This is a genomic window from Bradyrhizobium sp. CCBAU 51745, from assembly GCF_028128715.1.
Classification (GTDB): domain Bacteria; phylum Pseudomonadota; class Alphaproteobacteria; order Rhizobiales; family Xanthobacteraceae; genus Bradyrhizobium; species Bradyrhizobium manausense.
Window position 1 is genome coordinate 159,686 of the sequence record NZ_LBJP01000084.1, and the last position, 20,380, is coordinate 180,065.

At 63.4% G+C, this 20,380-nt stretch carries 18 protein-coding genes; 10 read left to right on the forward strand and 8 right to left on the reverse strand.

Going from position 1 to position 20,380, the window contains the following annotated elements; translation table 11 throughout:
- Window positions 1–14: 14 nt before the first annotated feature.
- A complete protein-coding gene (locus XH98_RS25350; RefSeq protein ID WP_271600223.1) occupies window positions 15–623 on the reverse strand; it encodes a Maf family nucleotide pyrophosphatase in 609 nt (202 codons plus the stop codon).
- An 8-nt stretch (window positions 624–631) separates the two neighbouring features.
- The gene (locus XH98_RS25355; RefSeq protein ID WP_057751988.1) at window positions 632–1,477 is read right to left on the reverse strand and encodes a pyruvate, water dikinase regulatory protein; all 846 of its coding nucleotides are present in this window, start codon (window positions 1,475–1,477) and stop codon (window positions 632–634) included.
- 461 nt (window positions 1,478–1,938) lie between these two features.
- On the opposite strand from XH98_RS25355, the gene hemJ reads away from it, so the two are divergent.
- The 7 genes from hemJ (at window position 1,939) to XH98_RS25390 (ending at window position 10,563) form a co-directional block, all read left to right on the forward strand.
- A complete protein-coding gene (gene hemJ / locus XH98_RS25360) occupies window positions 1,939–2,373 on the forward strand; it encodes a protoporphyrinogen oxidase HemJ (protein ID WP_057751985.1) in 435 nt (144 codons plus the stop codon).
- 260 nt (window positions 2,374–2,633) lie between these two features.
- Window positions 2,634–3,899: a transcription termination factor Rho gene (rho, locus tag XH98_RS25365; protein WP_057751982.1), complete on the forward strand. Its 1,266-nt coding sequence runs from the start codon at window positions 2,634–2,636 to the stop codon at window positions 3,897–3,899.
- 313 nt (window positions 3,900–4,212) lie between these two features.
- Window positions 4,213–5,559, forward strand: a complete 1,347-nt coding sequence (gene mnmE, locus XH98_RS25370) for a tRNA uridine-5-carboxymethylaminomethyl(34) synthesis GTPase MnmE (RefSeq protein WP_271620252.1) — start codon at window positions 4,213–4,215, stop codon at window positions 5,557–5,559.
- 394 nt (window positions 5,560–5,953) lie between these two features.
- Window positions 5,954–7,834 (forward strand): tRNA uridine-5-carboxymethylaminomethyl(34) synthesis enzyme MnmG, encoded by a 1,881-nt coding sequence (gene mnmG, locus XH98_RS25375; RefSeq protein WP_271620253.1) that lies wholly within the window; start codon window positions 5,954–5,956, stop codon window positions 7,832–7,834.
- A 9-nt stretch (window positions 7,835–7,843) separates the two neighbouring features.
- Window positions 7,844–8,617: a 16S rRNA (guanine(527)-N(7))-methyltransferase RsmG gene (rsmG, locus tag XH98_RS25380; protein WP_442868630.1), complete on the forward strand. Its 774-nt coding sequence runs from the start codon at window positions 7,844–7,846 to the stop codon at window positions 8,615–8,617.
- A 30-nt stretch (window positions 8,618–8,647) separates the two neighbouring features.
- Entirely contained in the window at window positions 8,648–9,529 is an 882-nt protein-coding gene (locus XH98_RS25385; protein ID WP_271600219.1) for a ParA family protein, read from the forward strand.
- A gap of 146 nt (window positions 9,530–9,675) precedes the next feature.
- A complete protein-coding gene (locus XH98_RS25390; RefSeq protein WP_220003625.1) occupies window positions 9,676–10,563 on the forward strand; it encodes a ParB/RepB/Spo0J family partition protein in 888 nt (295 codons plus the stop codon).
- A 283-nt stretch (window positions 10,564–10,846) separates the two neighbouring features.
- Here XH98_RS25390 and holA read toward each other — a convergent pair whose 3' ends face one another.
- Genes holA through leuS form a run of 3 tightly spaced genes read right to left on the reverse strand, consistent with a single transcriptional unit; the run spans window position 10,847 to window position 15,059 of the window.
- Window positions 10,847–11,875: a DNA polymerase III subunit delta gene (gene holA / locus XH98_RS25395; protein ID WP_271600218.1), complete on the reverse strand. Its 1,029-nt coding sequence runs from the start codon at window positions 11,873–11,875 to the stop codon at window positions 10,847–10,849.
- A gap of 21 nt (window positions 11,876–11,896) precedes the next feature.
- Entirely contained in the window at window positions 11,897–12,448 is a 552-nt protein-coding gene (locus XH98_RS25400) for an LPS assembly lipoprotein LptE (RefSeq protein WP_271600217.1), read from the reverse strand.
- Complete coding sequence (gene leuS / locus XH98_RS25405; protein ID WP_271620254.1) at window positions 12,435–15,059, reverse strand: leucine--tRNA ligase; 2,625 nt, start codon at window positions 15,057–15,059, stop codon at window positions 12,435–12,437. The genes XH98_RS25400 and leuS overlap by 14 nt, the downstream gene beginning before the upstream one ends.
- A 189-nt stretch (window positions 15,060–15,248) precedes the next feature.
- On the opposite strand from leuS, the gene XH98_RS25410 reads away from it, so the two are divergent.
- Entirely contained in the window at window positions 15,249–15,581 is a 333-nt protein-coding gene (locus XH98_RS25410) for a hypothetical protein (RefSeq protein ID WP_271620255.1), read from the forward strand.
- On the opposite strand, the gene XH98_RS25415 is transcribed toward XH98_RS25410, so the two are convergent.
- Window positions 15,578–17,281, reverse strand: a complete 1,704-nt coding sequence (locus tag XH98_RS25415; protein WP_271620256.1) for a diguanylate cyclase domain-containing protein — start codon at window positions 17,279–17,281, stop codon at window positions 15,578–15,580. The genes XH98_RS25410 and XH98_RS25415 overlap by 4 nt on opposite strands.
- Window positions 17,282–17,387: 106 nt before the next feature.
- Between XH98_RS25415 and XH98_RS25425 the strand changes: the two genes are divergently transcribed.
- The gene (locus tag XH98_RS25425) at window positions 17,388–18,077 is read left to right on the forward strand and encodes a YggS family pyridoxal phosphate-dependent enzyme (protein ID WP_271600213.1); all 690 of its coding nucleotides are present in this window, start codon (window positions 17,388–17,390) and stop codon (window positions 18,075–18,077) included.
- 48 nt (window positions 18,078–18,125) lie between these two features.
- Here XH98_RS25425 and XH98_RS25430 read toward each other — a convergent pair whose 3' ends face one another.
- Both XH98_RS25430 and XH98_RS25435 read right to left on the reverse strand, forming a co-directional pair.
- On the reverse strand, window positions 18,126–18,911 hold the full coding sequence (locus tag XH98_RS25430) for a 2-keto-4-pentenoate hydratase (protein ID WP_271620257.1): 786 nt from the start codon (window positions 18,909–18,911) through the stop codon (window positions 18,126–18,128).
- A gap of 6 nt (window positions 18,912–18,917) precedes the next feature.
- Window positions 18,918–19,487: a L,D-transpeptidase family protein gene (locus tag XH98_RS25435; RefSeq protein ID WP_271600211.1), complete on the reverse strand. Its 570-nt coding sequence runs from the start codon at window positions 19,485–19,487 to the stop codon at window positions 18,918–18,920.
- A gap of 204 nt (window positions 19,488–19,691) precedes the next feature.
- On the opposite strand from XH98_RS25435, the gene XH98_RS25440 reads away from it, so the two are divergent.
- Complete coding sequence (locus tag XH98_RS25440) at window positions 19,692–20,378, forward strand: response regulator transcription factor (protein ID WP_007598630.1); 687 nt, start codon at window positions 19,692–19,694, stop codon at window positions 20,376–20,378.
- Window positions 20,379–20,380 lie beyond the last annotated feature (2 nt).

Genomic DNA, 20,380 nt, shown 5'->3' on the forward strand with positions numbered 1-20,380 from the left:
GCCATCCCTGTCAGTTAGACCGCAACCAGCCGCTCGCTCCGCAGGAACGCAAGCAACGGCAACAGCGGCAGGCCGAGAATGGTGAAATGGTCGCCCTCGAGACGTTCGAACAGATGGATGCCCAGCCCTTCGAGCTGATAGGCGCCGACGCTGGTCGTCACCGCCTCGCCAGCCGCGTCGAGATAGGCTGAAAGCTCGGCCTCGGCCATCTGCCGCATGGTCATGCGAGCTATCGAGACGTCCTCAAAGACGATCCTGCCGTCATGTGCCACCGCCACGGCTGAATTCAGCTCGTGCGTGCGGCCCGCGAGATCTCGCAATTGTGCCAGCGCCTGTGTGCGCCCGGCAGGCTTGTTAAAAAGGCGGTCGCCGAGTGCCAGCGTCTGGTCAGCACCGATCACATAGCTCCCCGGTTGATTGGTCGAGACTGCTTTCGCCTTCTCGCGTGCCAGCAGCAGACCGATCTCACGCGGATTCGAGAGCTTGGACGCAACCTGAATGCCGCGTTCGTCGATGTCAGCCGTCATGGCCTTGAATTCGAGTCCGGCATTCGCCAGCAGCATTTTGCGTGCGCTGCTCTGCGAGGCCAGGATCAACGGAGTTTTGCCGCGCCATAGACCCATGTCGAAAGCTATTCCGGGGGCCGGTTGCGTTGGCGATCGCTGTAGAGCTTCATGATCGCCGCTGCGGTTTCCTCGATCGAGCGCCGGGTGACGTCAAGCAGCGGCCAGTCGTGCTTGGCGCTCAGCTTGCGCGCAAACGCGACCTCTTCGGTCACCGATTGCCTGTCGGTATAGGAGTCGCTGCCCGATCCGGATTCGGCGCCCATCGAGAGCAGGCGGTTCTGGCGGATCTGGATCAGGCGTTCCGGCGTTGCGTGCAGGCTCACCACCAGCGGCCGGGTCAATGTCTCCAGCTGCGCCGGCACGGGAATGCCCGGGACCAGCGGCACGTTGGCGGTGCGGATGCCGCGATTGGCGAGATAGATCGAGGTCGGCGTCTTCGAGGTGCGGGACACGCCGACCAGCACGACGTCGGCTTCCTCCAGACCTTCAACATGCTGCCCGTCGTCATGGATCATCGTGTAGTTCAGCGCATCGATGCGCTTGAAATATTCGGCGTTGAGCACGTGCTGCGCACCGACGCGGCCCGTGGTCGCGGCACCCAGATAGGCTTCGAACAATTGCATGACCGGGCCGATGATCGACAGGCTCGGAACATTGATCGCCTTGCACTTGTCCTCGAGCCTGGAGACCAGATCCTTCTCCAGCAACGTGAACAGCACGATCCCGGGCGCTTCCTCGATCTCGTCGAGCACGCGGTCGAGCTGCTTCTGGCTGCGCACCAGCGGATAGACATGCTCGACCGGCGTGACATTCGCGTACTGCGCTGCGACGGCGCGCGCGACCGTAATCAGGGTCTCACCGGTGGAGTCGGAGACGAGGTGCAGATGGAAATAATTGCTCGAGGTCGGCACAAAAACTCTTTGTATGGGGGCTGTGTGGTTTGTGGATTTCTGTGGAGCTTAACCCCTCGGAAAGGGTTGCGCGACACCAGGGGCGGGACATCTGCCAATTTTCTTCACACCGCTGCCCGTCAGAACAAATCCGACGGCCTGTCGAGAGCGAAGCGGGATTGCGCGGATAACCCCGTTGATAGGCTGCGGACAGAGATGCGCAAGCCTTTGTATCCGGACCATTTATCTGGCCGGACGGGAACCGGCCCGGGACGTGTTGATGGATGTGAACAAGCGCTCGCGACCGCGCGGACGGCATTGTGTGAGTCCAATCCACGGTCACTCAGACTCAAACCTTTAAGAATCTAAGATTCTAGATTTGAGGAAGGTCCTAGGGACGGATATGTGTGGAGGTGAGACCTTAACGAGTTCTTACTATCCCCAGCCCGCCTGACGGCTGGGCGCAAAGTCGGACGCCTGACATGTTCGAAGACGTCTATCTCTGGATCAAGGCGGTGCACGTGATCGCGGTCATCGCCTGGATGGCCGGCATGCTCTATCTGCCCAGGCTGTTCGTCTATCACTGCGAAGCCGAGATCGGCTCGAAGCAGTCAGAAACCTTCAAGGTCATGGAACGCCGCCTGCTCAAGGCGATCATCAACCCCGCCATGATCCTCACCTGGCTCGCCGGGCTGTATCTCGCCTGGGCCGGCCATTGGTTCAGCTTCGGCTGGCTGCACGTAAAACTGGCAATGGTGCTGGCGCTGTCTGCGGTCCACGGCTTTTTTTCCCGCTGGCTCAAGGACTTCGCCGCCGACAAGCGCCCGCACAGCCAGAAATTCTTCCGGATTATCAATGAGGTGCCGACCGCCCTGATGATCATCATCGTCATCATGGTGATCGTGAAGCCGTTCTAGGCGAGATTTGAGGCAGGAAACGTGAACGATCGCTCAGAGCTTCGGCTTGCGGAGTGGAAAGCGATTTTCTATATTATCGATATCCCACCCAACGCAGGCGGATGTGGTTGTGTCCGAGCTTTTTGAAGGCCGGACACCGCATCAGGTTTGAAGCCCCCACCGGCACTTAACCTTGCCAGACCTGCGGACCTTACCTTCTCACGTCCGCATTTCAGAGCCTCCTCGCACCCCTCCCAAGGTTACCCCACAGGACCACCCCAATGCGGGAAATCAAACTCGAAGACCTCAAATCCAAAACGCCGGCCGAGCTCGTCTCGTTCGCGGAGGAGAATGGGGTCGAGAATGCCAGCACCATGCGCAAGCAGGAGCTGTTGTTCGCCATCCTCAAGCAGCTCGCGCTCGCCGAGACCGACATTGTCGGCCAGGGCGTGGTCGAGGTGCTCTCCGACGGCTTCGGCTTCCTCCGCTCGCCCGATGCCAATTATCTGCCGGGCCCTGACGACATCTACGTTTCGCCCTCGCAGATTCGCCGCTTTGGCCTGCGCACTGGCGATACCATCGAAGGCCATATTCGCAGCCCGAAAGAGGGCGAGCGCTATTTTGCGCTGCTGAAGGTCAACACGCTCAATTTCGAGGACCCGGAAAAGGCCAAGCACAAGGTCAATTTCGACAACCTCACGCCACTGTTTCCGAATCAGCGTTTCCGCATGGAAATCGACGATCCAACGCGGAAGGACCTGTCCGCACGCGTGATCGATATCGTCGCGCCGATCGGCAAGGGCCAGCGCGCGCTGATCGTCGCGCCGCCGCGCACCGGTAAGACCGTGCTGATGCAGAACATCGCGCATTCGATCACGGCCAATCATCCCGATTGCTATCTGATCGTGCTCTTGATCGACGAGCGTCCCGAAGAAGTCACCGACATGCAGCGCTCGGTGAAGGGCGAGGTAGTGTCGTCGACCTTTGACGAGCCGGCGGTGCGTCACGTCCAGGTCGCCGAAATGGTGATCGAGAAAGCCAAGCGCCTGGTCGAGCACGGCCGCGACGTCGTCATCCTGCTCGATTCGATCACGCGCCTCGGGCGCGCCTACAACACCGTGGTGCCGTCATCAGGCAAGGTGCTCACCGGCGGTGTCGACGCCAACGCGCTGCAGCGCCCGAAGCGCTTCTTCGGTGCCGCCCGCAACATCGAGGAGGGCGGCTCGCTCACCATCATCGCGACCGCGCTGGTCGATACCGGCAGCCGCATGGACGAAGTCATCTTCGAAGAGTTCAAGGGCACCGGTAACTCGGAACTGATCCTCGACCGCAAGGTCTCGGACAAGCGCACCTTCCCGGCGATCGACATCTCACGCTCCGGCACCCGCAAGGAGGAGCTCATTACCGATCCGCAGGTGCTCAAGAAGATGTACGTGCTCCGCCGCATCCTCAATCCGATGGGCACGATGGACGCGATCGACTTCCTGCTCGACAAGCTGCGCTCGACCAAGAGCAATTCGGAGTTCTTCGACTCCATGAACACCTGAGCCAGGGTGCAGAAACATTTTGGGGCGCCCTCGGGGCGCCCTTTTTGTTGTGCGGCTTTGCTGCGGAAAGGGTGCAGCATAACGGTCCGGCTTGGATTCGAAGCCTGTTTCGATATATCGCTTTGATATACCTGAAAATACTTGATTCCCGTTGCGCCGATATTGCGGGCCGAAGGGATTTCTGCAGCAAAATGGCGGCGCTTTATATTGCACTGCAATATAAATTTGTGCCGATTGGAACGCAGTGAACAAGGCCCGCCAGCGTCCGCCAACAGGCCGTTTGCCTTTTCCCTGCCAGGTGGACAAATACGCCATGCACCCGCGAGACCAGACCATCTTTGCGCTGTCGTCCGGCCGACCGCCGAGCGCAATCGCCTTGGTGCGTGTCTCCGGTCCGCAAGCCGCGCTCGCACTGACATTGCTCGCGGGCAGGCTGCCGACACCGCGGCAAGCAAGCCGCCGCGTGCTCCGCGACGGCACGGGTCAACCGATCGACGAGGCCGTCGTGCTCTGGTTTCCGGGGCCGGCCAGCGCGACCGGCGAGGACATCGCCGAATTCCACGTCCATGGCGGCCGCGCGGTGCTCGCTGCGCTCTTTACCGCTATTTCGCTAATTCCGAATACGCGCGCGGCCGACCCCGGCGAGTTCACGCGGCGCGCGTTCGAGAACGGCAAGCTCGATCTCACCGAAGCCGAGGGTCTCGACGACCTCATTCATGCCGACACGGATCGTCAGCGGCGCCAGGCGCTGCGGCAGTTGCAGGGTCTGCTCGGCGATCGCGCGCGCGATTGGCGCGAGCGCATCATCGAAGCCTCGGCGCTGATCGAGGCCGGCATCGATTTTTCCGATGAAGGCGATGTGCCGGCGGAGCTGAGGGCGCCGGCGGTGGAAGCGATCCAGGCGCTTTGCGATGAAATTGCAAAAGTCCTTGCGGCACAGGGACATTCTGAACGCCTGCGTGACGGGCTCGTGGTTGCCATCGCCGGCGAGCCGAATGTCGGCAAGTCGACGCTGATGAACCAACTCGCCCGCCGCGAGGTCGCGATCGTCTCGCCGCACGCCGGGACCACGCGCGACGTGATCGAGGTGCAGCTCGATCTCGACGGCTACCCGGTCACCGTCATCGACACGGCCGGGATCCGCGAGACCGATGATCCCGTCGAGCAGGAAGGCGTGCGCCGGGCGAGGGCGCGGGCCGACGATGCCGACCTGGTGCTGTGGCTGGTGGAGGGAGACCGTGCCGCCGATCCGGACGCGGTACGGTTGCTTCGGAGATCCGAAGAGGGCGATCGGCCAGATGGGTCAGTCTGGATCGTGCGCAACAAGATCGACCTCGGTGGCGCCGATTCGCGCGGCGAATTCGCAATCTCGGCGAGTCGCGGCGATGGCATTGCCGAGCTGGTCGACGCCCTCGTCAAGGTCGCCTCGGATTTCTTTGGGACCACCGAGGGCGGAATGGTGACTCGAACCCGCCAGCGGGATTTGTTGAGCCAGGCGTCGGACAGCTTGCGCCGGAGCCTGGAGCTTGTAGAAGAGGGCGAAGAGCTGGCCGCCGAAGAATTGCGTGCCGCCGCCTATGCCTTGGGCCGGCTGCTCGGCCGGGTGGACGTCGAGGACGTCCTTGGAGCCATCTTTCAGAAATTCTGTATTGGAAAGTAGAGCTAGTTCTTCAATGTAGAACTAGAGCTTGTTCCATTGTTTGTTTCACGTGAAACAACAAGGCATGGGTTCCGAGCTGGTTCACGGGAAAACCACCTCCGCCCAAGCCCGTCATTGCGAGGAGCCCTTGCGACGAAGCAATCCAGGATCTCCACCGCGGTGGGATTCTGGATTGCTTCGCTGCGCTCGCAATGACGGTAGCCGGAGCGGCCTTGCCCTTTCTCGCACCCGGCCCAAGTCCATCTGTTTCACGTGAAACAGATGCCATTCCGAATGCCTTTCTTACGGTGCATGGGGTTGTTTCGGGGGAGCCGCCCCGCCGTGTTTCACCTGAAACAGCCGCCCACCCAGTTTCTACTTCCGGCTTTTCCCCCGCTGAGCTAGAAGTTCGCCCATGCGACAGGAGCGAGAGAGTTTCGACGTCATCGTCATCGGCGGGGGCCATGCCGGCTGTGAGGCCGCGGCTGCGGCTGCGCGAATGGGCGCCGTGACCGCGCTGGTGACGCACCGGTTCTCCACCATCGGCGCGATGTCCTGCAATCCCGCCATCGGTGGTCTCGGCAAGGGCCATCTGGTCCGCGAGGTCGATGCCCTCGATGGGCTGATGGGCCGGGTCGGCGACGCCGGCGGCATTCAATTTCGCGTCCTGAACCGCCGCAAGGGTCCGGCAGTCCGTGGTCCACGCGCCCAGGCCGATCGGAAGCTTTATGCCGCCGCGATGCAGGTCGCGATCCGGGAGACTGCAGGCCTTTTCGTCATCGAAGGTGAGGCCGACGAACTGATCGTGGTCGATGGCCGGGTCACGGGACTGCGTCTGGCCGATGGCCGGGAGCTCCGGGCAGGGGCTGTTGTGGTCACAACCGGCACCTTCCTGCGTGGTCTGATCCATCTCGGTGAGAGGAATTGGCCCGCGGGCCGGGTCGGCGAGGCCCCTGCGATGGGCCTTTCAGCCTCCTTTGAGCGGGCCGGCTTTACCCTCGGACGCCTCAAGACGGGCACTCCGCCGCGTCTGGACGGCTCGACCATCAACTGGTCCGCGGTCGAAATGCAGCCCGGCGACGAGCCCCCGGAGCCGTTCTCGGTGATGACCGAGCGGATCACGACCCCGCAGATCCAGTGCGGCATCACCCGGACCACGGCCGCGACCCATGAGGTGATCCGGGCCAACGTCCATCGCTCCCCCATGTACTCGGGCCAGATCAAGAGCTCCGGTCCGCGCTATTGCCCGTCGATTGAGGACAAGATCGTCCGCTTCGGCGATCGCGACGGTCACCAGATCTTCCTGGAGCCCGAAGGGCTCGATGACAGCACGGTCTACCCCAACGGCATCTCGACGTCGCTGCCGGAGGAGGTCCAGCTCGCGATCCTCGCGACCATCCCCGGCCTCGAGCAGGTAAAGATGGTCCGCCCGGGTTATGCCATCGAATATGATCACATCGATCCCCGGGAGCTCGATCCGACCCTCCAGACCAAGCGACTGCGCGGTCTCTTCCTGGCCGGGCAGATCAACGGCACCACGGGATATGAGGAAGCCGCCGGCCAGGGCATCGTCGCCGGCCTCAATGCAGCGCTCGCCGCAAGCGGCGCCGCGCTGACCGTGTTCGACCGTGCCGACGGTTATCTCGGCGTGATGATCGACGATCTCGTCACCCGAGGGATCACCGAGCCCTATCGGATGTTCACCTCGCGGGCCGAGTACCGGCTGACCCTGCGGGCCGACAATGCCGATCAGCGCCTGACCGAGAAGGCGATCGCTCTGGGCTGCGTCGGCAGCGCCCGTATCAGGCATCATCGCGCCAAGATGGCTGCGCTGAACGCCGCCCGAACCCTCTCGAAGTCCCTGACCATCACCCCTAACGAGGCGATCAAGCACGGGCTATCCCTCAACCGGGACGGTCAGCGCCGCTCGGCGTTCGAGCTGATGGCCTATCCCGAGATCGGCTGGAGCCAGGTTCGCGCGATCTGGCCGGAGTTGGCGTCCATCGATCCGGTCATCGCCACCCATCTCGAGATCGACGCCAAGTACGACGTCTATCTGGAGCGGCAGAGCGCTGACGTCGAAGCTTTCCGGCGCGACGAAGGCATGGTGCTGTCGGAGGTCGACTATAGCCTCGTCCCCGGTCTCTCCAATGAAGTCCGGGCCAAGCTGGAGAAGGCGCGGCCGTTCACCGTCGGCCAGGCCGGCCGGATCGACGGCATGACACCGGCCGCGCTCGGCATCCTCGCGGCCTATCTCCGCCGCGAGGCCCGAAAGTCGTCCAAAGCAATCGCATAGGCGTTTCACGTGAAACAGCGCGGATCGGGCGGGGACAGGCCGCTATCGCGACGATCTGGAGCCGGCGAGGGCGCTCGTCATCGACCGGATCCGGCACCAGCCCGGCCAAGGATTGACAAGGCCAGCGCCAACGATCAGGCGCTCGACTCCATCATCGCCGCCGACAAGCGCGCGGCACTCAAGCTCGCGCCCGTTTCACATGAAACGGAGGCCCGGCTCGATCGCTATATCGCTTTGCTCCGGGAGTGGCAGGCCAAGACCAATCTGGTCGCGCCGTCGACCCTGCCGAACCTCTGGACGCGGCACATCGCCGATTCGCTTCAGCTCGTCGATCTCGCCCCGTCTACAAAACGCTGGGCCGACCTCGGCAGCGGCGGCGGTTTTCCCGGCGTCGTGCTGGCCTGCGCCATGGCGGGGACCCCGGACGCTTGTGTCCATCTTGTCGAGCGAATCGCCAAGAAGGCCGCCTTTTTGCGCGAAGCTGTTCGCGTCACCACATCTCCGGGGGTCGTACACCTCGCTGAGATCGGGGATAATGTGGATAGAATCACCGGCCCCGTCGATTGCGTCACCGCGCGCGCGCTGGCTCCGCTACATCAACTCATCGGCTTTGCGGAGCCGCTGATGCGCCAAGGCGCAAAGGCGTTATTTCCGAAGGGTCAAGATGTAGAGGCTGAATTGACCGAAGCCGCTAAATATTGGAATATTCGGCCGCAACTCCACCGAAGCCGGACGGGGGACGGTTGGATCGTCGAGCTGACTTCAGTTGAACGGCGCGGGTGAGGCGCTCAGGGGTTGAGTTGGGGAATTTCGATGACCGTAATGGACGAACCGCAGCAAGACCAGGGCGCCCAGCAAAGAGCTGACCGAGAAAAAGCTGAAGTGCCGCATGGCCACCCGCGCATCCTGGCGCTGGCGAATCAGAAGGGCGGTGTGGGGAAAACAACCACCGCGATCAATCTCGGCACCGCACTCGCCGCGATCGGCGAGCGCGTCCTGATCGTCGATCTCGATCCGCAGGGCAACGCCTCGACCGGTCTCGGCATCGACCGCCGCAACCGCTCCTGCTCGACCTATGACGTGCTGATCGGTGAGGCCCCTCTGCGCGAGGCCGTCGTGTCGACCGCGGTGCCGCGCCTGCACATCGCGCCCTCGACCATGGATCTCTCCGGCCTCGAGCTCGAGCTTGGCACCACTGCCGGCCGCGCCTTCAAGCTGCGCGATGCGATCGCCTCGCTCAACAACAACGTCTCGCCGGATGCCGATTACACCTATGTGCTGATCGACTGCCCGCCCTCGCTCAATTTGCTCACGGTGAATGCGATGGCCGCATCGGACGCGATCCTGGTGCCGCTGCAGTGCGAGTTCTTCGCGCTCGAAGGTCTGTCGCAATTGCTGCAGACGGTGGAGCAGGTGCGCTCGACGCTCAATCCGAATCTGTCGATCCATGGCATCGTGCTGACCATGTTCGACTCGCGCAACAACCTCTCGAACCAGGTCGTCGCCGACGTTCGCCAATTCATGGGCGAGAAGGTCTACAAGACCATGATCCCGCGCAACGTGCGCATCTCGGAGGCGCCGTCCTACGGCAAGCCGGTGCTGGTCTACGATCTCAAATGCGTCGGCAGCGAAGCCTATTTGCGGCTCGCCACCGAAGTGATCCAGCGCGAGCGCGAGCTGCGGACGACGCATTGATGTTGCCGTAGGGTGGGCAAAGGCGTCTTCGCCGTGCCCACCGTCTTCCGCTCATAAGCAATCGGTGGGCACGCCTCGCTTTGCCCACCCTACGATTAGAAAATTCAGTTCTGGAGTGCTGCAGCGTGAATCCAAGGGAGCTGGCGATGGCCGATGAAGCGCGTTCGCGACTGGGCCGGGGTCTTGCAAGTCTGATCGGTGACGTCGGCGGCGAAGCCCAGCACGTCGACCGTCCGCGTGCGCAGCGCAAGGTGCCGATCGAATTCATCAAGGCCAATCCGCGCAACCCGCGCCGCACGTTTTCGGACACCGAGCTCAAGGAGCTCTGCGAGTCCATCAAGCAGCACGGCGTGATCCAGCCGATCGTGGTCCGTCCCGTCAAGGGCGCGCAGGATCGCTTCGAGATCATCGCCGGCGAGCGGCGCTGGCGCGCTTCGCAGATGGCTGGCCTGCACGAGGTGCCGATCGTGCCGGTCGACATCAGCGACAGCGATGCGCTGGAATTCGCGATCGTCGAGAACGTGCAGCGCGAAGACCTCAATCCGATGGAAGAGGCGCAGGGCTATCATGCGCTCGCCAACGAGTTCAAACGCAGCCAGGACGACATCGCGAAAGTCGTCGGCAAGAGCCGCAGCCATGTCGCCAACATGATGCGGCTGACCAAGTTGCCGGCCGAGGTGCAGGCCTTCATCGCGACCGGCGAGTTGACCGCCGGTCACGCCCGCGCGCTGATCGGCGTGCCGGATCCGCTCGCCGCCGCCAAGCGGATCGTTGCGGAGGGGCTCAACGTCCGCCAGACCGAAGCGCTCGCGCATGAAGAGGGCGTCCCGGAGCGCAAGCCGCAAAAGCCGCGCTCCACCGGGCCTAAGGAAAAGGACCCTGATACGATCGATCTCGAGAAGCGCGTCAGCGACGCGCTCGGCCTCAAGGTCACCGTCAATCACCGCGATCCCGGCGGCTCGGTCCAGATCAACTACCGCAACCTCGATCAGCTCGACGAGGTGATGAAGCGGCTGGCGAAGGGCGGGCTGTAGGCTCAGCAACTTCCTATGACCGTCATCCCCGCGCAACGGCGAAGCCGTTGTCGCTGGAGGTGGCCGCTTCTTCAGCGGCCCTCGAAGGGCGACGGCCCGGTTGCATCGGGGCCGTTCATCCTTCGAGGCTCCCCGCGCACCGCGTTGCGCCGCGCGGCTCGCACCTCAGGATGACGGAATTCGTCATTGCGAGCGTAGCGAAGCAATCCAGAATCTCTCCGCGGAAAGACTCTGGATTGCTTCGTCGCAAGTGCTCCTCGCAATGACGGGGAGAGAGCCGTGGCTACCCCCGCCGCTTCGCATTCGCCGCGATCGCCATCAGCGTGCGCTGGGCGATGGCGGCGGCGAGCGTCGATTGTTTGCGGGTGTCGAGCGCGGCGGTCGCGAGCTGCTCGATGATGGCAGCGAGCCTTGCCACGCTGAAATTGCGCAGCGCCGTTTCGACCATCGGTTTGCGTGAAAAATGCAAGCGCGGAAATCCGCCGTCCAGCACGGCGGAGGCCGGCTGGCCGTCGGCGATCGCGAGCGCGGATTTGTGCAGCCATGCGGCCTGGCGCTGCGCGGCCGAAATGATCACACCGGGATATGTTCCGGCGATCATGGCTTTTGCGAACTCGGTCTCGACAATGTCTGGCCGGCCGGCGAAAGCGCCGTCGACGATCGGATCGAGCTTGAGCTCGGACGCATCCGCGACCACGGACATCACGTCTTCAAGCGTGATCTCGCCCCTGCCGTGGGCATAGAGCGTGAGCTTGCGCAGCTCGTTGCGCGAGGCCTGCCGGTCGCCGCCGAGGAACGACATCAGCGCGGCACGGGCATCCTGCGTGATACGCAAGTTCGCAATGCGAAGCTCGTCGTCCATCAATTTGGCGAGGTCGCGCTCGGTGTCGGGATAGCAGCCGATCGCCACCGCCATCCTGGCCTTCTCGCAGGCCTTGCGCAGCGGCGATTCGGGACGCAGCTCGCCGGCTTCGATCACGATGCGGCAATCCTTCACGCTCATCTCGGCCAGCGTGTCGATGCCGGCAGCAAAGCTGCGCGAGCCGGCGCGGATGCGAATGGCGCGGCGGCCGCCGAACAGCGGCACGGTCATGGCCTCGTCGACCAGACGCGACGGCTCGGCGGACAGCTCGTCACCGTCGAGCTTGACCAGCGAGAAGGGATCGTTGGGATCGTCAATGGCGGACGCGATCAGTGCGTCGGCGCGCTCGCGCACGAGGCCGGCGTCGGGACCGTAAAGCAGGATGATCGGGCGGCCCGCATCAGGACGTGCGAGGAAGGCATCGATCTCTTTGCCGCGCAGCGCGACCATCGGGCCTCAGGCGGGAATGAACTACGAGCCCGCGGTGAAGAACGCGGCGAGCCTTGTGTTGATGTTCTCGGCAATCTCGTTGGCCGCACGATCCTCGGCGTCGCGTATCGCGCGGTTGCGGGCGAAGCGCTGATACGAGCCGGGCATGTCGTAGGACACGCGCGAGAAGGTCGAGCCGGTCATCACCGATTTGCCGGTCACGACCTCGACCAAATTATACTGGCAGTCGATGCCGTAATTCTCACTGGTCGGCAGGCCGGTCACGGCCGAGACGATCAGCGACGATTTGGTGGTGGTGAAGCGGATATCGAGTCGATGCGTCGGCGGCATGCCGGTCGCCGAGCCGTAGAGCTTGAAGGCGAGGGCGTTGCGGATCTCGATGCCGACGCGGGCCTCGCGGGAGGCGTTCGCCTTCGAGATCGGTGGCAGATCGACCCCCATCAGCTTTTCACGCAAGCCGGGGGTGCCATCGGTATGCTCGGCATACATCGGCTGGAAGCAGCCGGCCGTCAGCGCCGCCAGTGTGGCAATCGCCAGCAAGCGGGCAGCGATACGGATCCTAGCCGACAACATTCACGATCCTCTTGGGGACGATGATCACCTTGCGGACGGGCTTGCCGTCCAAGGCCAGTTTTACAGCATCAAGGGCCAAAGCGGCAGCCTCGATTTCCGGATTCTGGGCCACTGTTGCAACCGTGACCTCGCCCCGCTTCTTGCCGTTGACCTGGACCACCAGGGTCACGCTGTCTTCAACCAGCAAATCGCGTTCGATTTGCGGCCAACTGGCCTCGGAAACCAACCCGGGCTGGCCCAGAACCTGCCAGCACTCCTCGGCCAGATGCGGCATCATCGGGGAGAACAGCTGGACCAGGATCTGGCCGGCCTCCCGGATCGCCCAAGCCAAATCAGGGGCCGGCTGGCCGGGACGCTGGAGCACCTCGGAAAACGAATTCGTGAACTCGCGGATATGGGCGAGGCACACGTTGAAATGCAGCCGCTCGACGCCTGATGTGACCTTGTCCAGCGCGCCATGGGCGGCCTTGCGCAGGGCGGTCGCATCGTCACTGAAGGAACCTGGCCGGGTTGCGGGAGCGGTTTTGCTGACCTCCACGGCATCGTTCACCAGCCGCCACAGCCGCTGCACGAAGCGCGAGGCGCCCTGGACGCGCTCATCGCTCCAGATCACGTCGCGGTCGGGCGGGGAGTCCGATAGCATGAACCAGCGGGCGACATCGGCGCCATAGGTCGCGATGATGTCATCGGGGTCGACCGTGTTCTTCTTCGACTTCGACATCTTCTCGATCGGGCCGATCGTGACGTCTTCGCCGGTCGCGAGCAGGATCGCGCGGCGTCCGTTGCCGCCGACCTCGATCTTCACCTCGGCCGGCTGCACCCAGCTGCCGTCGGCCTTCTGATAGGTCTCGTGTACCACCATGCCTTGCGTGAACATGCCGGCGAACGGCTCATCCAGCGCGAGATGCCCGGTGGCTTTCATGGCGCGGGTGAAGAAGCGGCTGTAGAGCAGATGCAGGATCGCGTGCTCGACGCCGCCGATATACTGGTCGACCGGGAGCATGCGGTTGGCGATCGCGGGCGTCGTCGGTGCTTTCTCGTTCCAGGGATCGGTGAAGCGCGCAAAGTACCAGGACGAATCCACGAAGGTGTCCATGGTGTCGGTTTCGCGGCTAGCGCTGCCGCCGCATTTGGGACAGGTGACGTGCTTCCAGGTCGGATGATGGTCGAGCGCATTGCCCGGCTTGTCGAAGCTCACGTCTTCCGGCAGCACCACCGGCAACTGGTCATCAGGCACCGGCACCACGTCGCATCTCGGACAGTGGATGACCGGAATCGGGCAGCCCCAATAGCGCTGGCGCGAAATGCCCCAGTCGCGCAGGCGGAAATTGACCTGGCGCTCGGCCACCGGCGCGTTGCCGCGCATCTCGCTTTCGAGGCGCTTGGCGACCTCTTCCTTCGCCTGCTCGATGGTCATGCCGTCGAGGAAACGCGAATTGATCATGCGGCCATCACCGTCATAGGCGGTGTCGGTGATGACGAAGGATTTGGGATCCTGGCCTTCGGGACAGACGACCGGCGTATTGCCGAGCGCGTATTTGTTGACGAAGTCGAGGTCGCGCTGATCATGCGCGGGACAGCCGAAGATCGCGCCCGTGCCGTATTCCATCAGCACGAAGTTGGCGACATAGACCGGCAGCTTCCAGTCCGGGTCGAACGGGTGCACCGCGCGGATGCCGGTATCAAAGCCCTGCTTCTCCGCGGTGTCGATGATCGATTGTGCCGTGCCGATCTTCTTGATGTCGGAGATGAACTCGGCGAGATCAGGGTTCTTCGCGGCGGCCGCCTGCGCCAGCGGATGATCCGCCGAGATCGCCATGAACTTTGCGCCGAACAGCGTGTCCGGGCGCGTCGTGAAGATCTTCAGCTCGCTCTCGCCGGCAGGCGTCGTCGCCGGATCGAGCGCGAAGCGGATCAACAGACCTTCCGAGCGGCCGATCCAGTTGCGCTGCATCAGCCTGACCTTGTCGGGCCAGCGGTCGAGCCCATCCAGCGCCGACAGCAATTCCTGCGCGTACTTCGTGATCTTGAAGACCCACTGGCTCATTTCGCGCTGCTCGACGATTGCGCCCGAGCGCCAGCCACGGCCGTCGATCACCTGCTCATTGGCGAGCACGGTCATGTCGACCGGATCCCAATTCAGCTTGCGCTTCTCGCGCTCGGCAAGGCCCGCGGCGAGCATATCCAGGAACATCTTCTGCTGATGCTTGTAGTAGCTGGGGTCGCAGGTCGCGAATTCGCGTGACCAGTCCAGCGACAGCCCGATCGAGCGGAGCTGCTTCTTCATCGCGGCGATGTTGTCGTAGGTCCAGGCCTTGGGTGCGACCTTGCGCTCGATGGCGGCGTTCTCGGCCGGCAGGCCGAAGGCGTCCCAACCCATCGGGTGCAGTACGTTGAACCCCTTGGCGCGCATGAAGCGGGCCAGCACGTCGCCGAGCGTGTAGTTGCGGACATGGCCGATGTGGATGCGCCCGGAGGGGTAGGGGAACATCTCCAGCACATAATATTTTGGCCGCGAATCGTCGTTCTTCGAGACGAAGATCGCCTGTTCGTCCCATTTGCGTTGCCAGCGCGGTTCGGCGTCGCGGGCGTTATAGCGTTCGGAGGTCATGGAATCGTTGCGTTTTCGTGGTTTCGGCGGCCTGAAGAGGCCGGACTAGGCCATAGAAGTCCTCGGGGGGTCAATGGGTTGCCGTGGCGAGCAGCCACTCGCAATCCTGCTCCGCAAAAGTACGTATATGGGTGTGTTGGGATCGGATTAAGGGTCGGTGGTCCCCAATAGTGTACCCCGCGTCTGGCAATGGCCTCAGATTTCGACGATCCCGACTACGACTATGCCGTGTCCGTCGCCGGACGGGCCGGTGCGGACCATGGCCGAGCAACGGATTCCCGCCGACGCTGGCCAATTTTGCGATCGGGTTCCAGTAACTACGCCGGCAGCCATAATGACCTGCGCAACGCCATCGACCTGCTGATTGACCACAACCGTCCCTTCGACGTCAGGACCAATCAGGACTTGTTCGAGACCTATATCGCGCCCCAGGTCAGCGCCGTCGTGGTCGAGACGTCCGAGCGGCTGCAGGCCCTGATGGATGCGGAAAACGAGCTCGATCGCGCCGAGGCTGCGGGTTAGGCGCTCGCCGCAATCACCATACCCGCCGTGCCTTTCTCGATCGCTTGCACGCCGTGCTCGACGACATTGTTGCGGCCGCGATGCTTGGCGGCATAGAGCGCCGCGTCAGCAGCTTCGATCAGATCGCCGGGACGCAGCGACTCGTTCGGCCGGGTCGCAGCGACGCCGATTGAAACGGTGACGACCATGTGGGCCGAGGTGATGTGCGGCATGCAGAGTTTCAGCACGGCCGCGCGCACCTGTTCGCCGATCGCGACTGCGCGCATCAAGTCGGTGTTCGGCAGCAGGAGGCAGAACTCCTCGCCGCCATAGCGCGCGGCAAAGCCCATCGTATCGGCAGCGATGTCGGACAGCGACTCGCCGAGGCGCGTCAGGCAGGAATCGCCTTCGAGATGGCCGTAGGTGTCGTTGAACAGCTTGAAATGGTCGACGTCGATCATCAGCAGCGCCAGCTCGCTGCCATATTGCTGCGCGCGCATCCATTCGAAGTCGAGACGGCTCTGGAAGCCGCGGCGGTTGGCGAGGCCCGACAGCATGTCGATCGATGCCATCACCGTCAATCGATCATTGGTCGCGATCAGCTCGCGTTCGCGCTGGCTGAGCTGCGCCGCCATCGCGTTGAAGGCGCGCGCCAGCGGCACGAATTCGGAAGGAAGGCTCTTGCGCGCGGCGCGGGCCGACAGATCGCCCTCGCCGAGACGCTTGGCCATGTCGGCAAGCATTTCGATCGGCTTGATCACGAGCTTCTCGGCGGCGATCAGCGCACCGAGCAGCACGAACATCACGACGAAAGCGAGCTGGAGATAGGCGGTGCGGATGTCGCGGCTCACCGCCGCGGACACTTTGTCTTCGTCGATGCTGGCGATCAGGCGGGCATTGGTGCCGGCGATGCGGATGAAGCTGACCGCGCGCTGCGAGCCGTCGGCGGCGAGGAACGACAACGAGCCTTCGTCCTGGTTCGAGCGCAAGGCCAGGTCGGCGATCGCCGACATCAGCGGCATGTCGTCAAGGGGCCGTCCGACGGCGCTGTGCTGGTCGGCGGGTGCGGCCAGCACGGTGCCGGTGCTGTCGACCAGCACCGCGGTAATGCCGACGCGGCCGCCGAGATTGTTCATCACCTTCGACATCCAGTCGAGATTGACGGTCGCGAGCACGACAGCGTCCGCAACGCCGCTGAACGCGGAGACCGGATAGACCGCCATGACGGTCGGTGCCTGCACCGGGCGCGACAGGATGAAGTCGGACAGCACGAACCGGCCGGTCTCCTGCGCCTGCTGGAAATAAGGCCGGTCGGAGAGGTCGAGGCCGACATACATGTTGTTGGTCGCACACTGGATGCGGCCGTCCTGGCCGGCGATCAGGAGTGTGCGGATCCAGGGCAGGCTGGTCGGCAGGCTCGCGCGCAGCACGTCGCAACTCTTGCCGACGCCGCCTGCGGAGGCGCGGATGAAGGCTTCCGATTTCAGGATGGTCTCGACCGACGAGATCACCTCACGCTGCGCATCGGCGCTGTGCCGCGCGACGGTGGTGAATTCGGCCGTGGCCTGCGCGATCTGCTTGGTGCGGGTGTCTTCAAGCGAGCGGATCCGCTCGAGCATCAAGGGCGCGACCAGAATCACCGCGAGCAACGCAAGCCGGGCCCTGATGCCGAGGACCTGCTTGAGTTTTACGCGCTTGCGGTTGAAACTGACGTTTGCCATCTTCGTTACCCACCCCACGGGCAAGGTAAAGCGAAGGGTTCAAAAAGCCTTTCTTGAACTCGGTAAAATTGGAACTACCTCCTGAAGTCACGGCCCAACCGACATCATGACAGACAACAACGCCGCGCCGGTAACCGGCGATTCATCAAATGCGCTCGCCGCGGTCGAGGCGGAAATTGCACGCGCCTGCAAGGACGCGCGGCGCGATCGCGCCTCGGTGACGCTGATCGCGGTGTCCAAGACGTTCTCGGCGGATGCAATTATGCCGGTCATCGGCGCCGGACAGCGCGTGTTCGGGGAGAATCGCGTGCAGGAGGCCAAAGCCAAGTGGCCAGCGTTAACGTCTGCTTACCCTGGTATCGCACTGCATCTCATCGGTCCGCTGCAATCCAACAAGGCGAAGGAGGCGGTCGCGCTGTTCGATGCGATCCATTCGGTCGATCGTCCGAGCATTTGCCAAGCGTTAGCCAAAGAAATCGAATCCCAGAACAAGCACCCGCAACTCTTCGTCCAGATCAACGTCGGCGAGGAGCCGCAGAAGGCCGGCGTCGCACCCGGCGAGGCCGACGCCTTCCTCAAGAGCTGCCGCGACACCTATGGCCTGACGATATCAGGCCTGATGTGCATCCCGCCGGTGGATGAGCCGCCCGCGGCGCATTTCGCGCTCACCGCCAAGATCGCCGCGCGCAACGGCCTGACGAACCTCTCGATGGGCATGAGCGCGGATTATGCGACCGCCATCATGCTGGGTGCCACCCATGTGCGCGTGGGCAGCGCGATCTTCGGGCATCGATAGTTATTTCGGGTCGTCCTGGCTTTTGCCAGGACGACGACGAGGAAGCATCTACACAAAACCCACCGACACCTTCCCCAGCACACCAAAATCCGCCGCAAAATGATCGCCAGCCTGGATCGGCAGCGGCGGATGGCAGGTGCCTGTCGTCACCACCTGCCCTGCCCGCAAGGTGATGCCGAGCTCGCGCAGTTCGTTGGCGAGCCAGGCGAGCGCGGCGCGGGGATCGCCGAGCACGTTCTTGCCGTGACCGAGATAACGCTCGCCGCGCAGCGTGATCTGCGGCCGCTCCTCGACGAGATCGATCGCGCGCCATCTCGCAATCGCCGCCGGCCCCAGCACGAACAGATGCGCGCAGGCATTGTCGGCGATCAGCTGCGCCTCGCCGGCGCTGGTGAAATCGCTGAAGCGTGAATCCGGAATTTCGATAGCGGGATGCAAGGTGTCGACGGCGGCAAGCACTTCATCGGCGCCAAAGGGCGAAGACCGCGGCGCCAGGTCGCGTCCCATGCGGAAGCAGAATTCCGGCTCGCCGACGCGCATGGCATTGCCCGTCATCGAGGCGGTGCCGCCATCGGCGATCACGGTCTCGCTCATGATGCGGCCGGCCAGCGGCCCTGCAACATTGATGTGCTTCTGCCCGGCTTCGCTCGTGGCTGCGATTTTCCAGCCGAACAGGCTTCCGAGCGATTGGGTTTCGAGCACGGCCTGCACGGCGTAAGCCTCGGCCCTACTCCGCGGCCGCAGCCGCGCCTCCAGCGCGTCGAGCTTGCTGCCGTCACGCCAATGTTGAACGAGGACACGCGAAGCGGCTTCGATCTGATTCTTGTCGAGCATGTGTCCTCACCCGATGATGATTCTTGTTCTTGGTCCTATCCGCCGCAGCAGCTGCAGCATGGCCGCCCGTGTCATGGAGACGCAGCCTGCGGTCGGGCCGAAATTGTCGCGCGCCAGATGCAGGAACACCGCGCTGCCGCGGCCGGCGATGCGCGGGCATGTGTTGTGATCGATCTCGATGATGAAGTCATAGAGATGGTCGGCGCGCTTCAGCCGGTCACCGCCCTCGCCCTGCCCGCGCCGGATCCACTGGTTGTAATGGCGGTCGCCGGGATCCTCGCACCAGGCGTCCGTGTCGGTGATGATGCGCGCCGGCAGAAACGTCCTGGGACGGCTGTGCCGGTCGCCCCGCCACCATAATTGCCGGGGCCGAAAGCTGCCCCTGGGAGTGCCGCCATCGCCTTCGCGCTTGTTGGCCAGAATGCCGCCGCGCCCCAGCGCCACCGGAATTGTCAGGCCGCCGGCCGTCAGCCAGCCCCTGCGCGGATTCCCGGCGGCAGGCTTAACGCGGATCGCGGACAGTGGTCCGTTGCCTCGATTCCCGGTGTAACTAACTGACACAGCTTTGTTTTTCATGTGAAATCGCGATGTCGAATTCATTACAGGACATTCATCGAACCGTCCTGCTATTCTAGGTTAGAGTGGTTCCGGCTTGTGAATCGGTAGCAGCCCACTACTTCAACACGAACAACAATAAAAACAGCGACCCCTAAACTTTCCCATCACGGCTGGGTGCCGCATGCATGCGCGCCTCGCCGGACTCCAAAAGGATGATCCCCCATGGCCAATGCCCGCAAGATCCTGATCGTGGATGACGATACCGATCTGCGCGATACGTTGGTGGAGCAATTATCGCTACACGAAGAGTTTGAAGCCTCCGCCGTCGATACCGGCGCCAAGGGCGCCAGCGCCGCAAAAGCCAACGCCCCTGATCTTGTTCTGATGGATGTCGGCCTCCCCGACACCGACGGCCGCGAGGTGGTCCGCTCCCTGCGCAAAGGCGGCTTCAAGGCGCCGATCATCATGCTGACGGGGCACGACACCGATTCCGACACGATTTTGGGCCTGGAATCAGGGGCCAATGACTATGTCGCGAAGCCCTTCCGCTTCGCTGTGCTGCTCGCCCGCATCCGCGCCCAGCTGCGCCAGCACGAGGCCAGCGAGGACGCGGTGTTCTCGGTCGGCCCCTACTCCTTCCGCCCCGGCTCCAAGATGCTGACCGCGGCCAATGCCCGCAAGGTCCGCCTCACCGAGAAGGAAACGGCGATCCTGCGCTTCCTCTACCGGGCCGGCCAGATGCCGGTCTCGCGCGAGACCCTGCTCCAGGAGGTCTGGGGCTACAATTCCGGCGTCACCACCCACACGCTGGAAACCCACATCTACCGCCTCCGCCAGAAGATCGAGAAGGATGCCGCCAACCCGGAGATCCTGGTCACGGAAGCCGGTGGCTACAAGCTGGTGCCGTGATA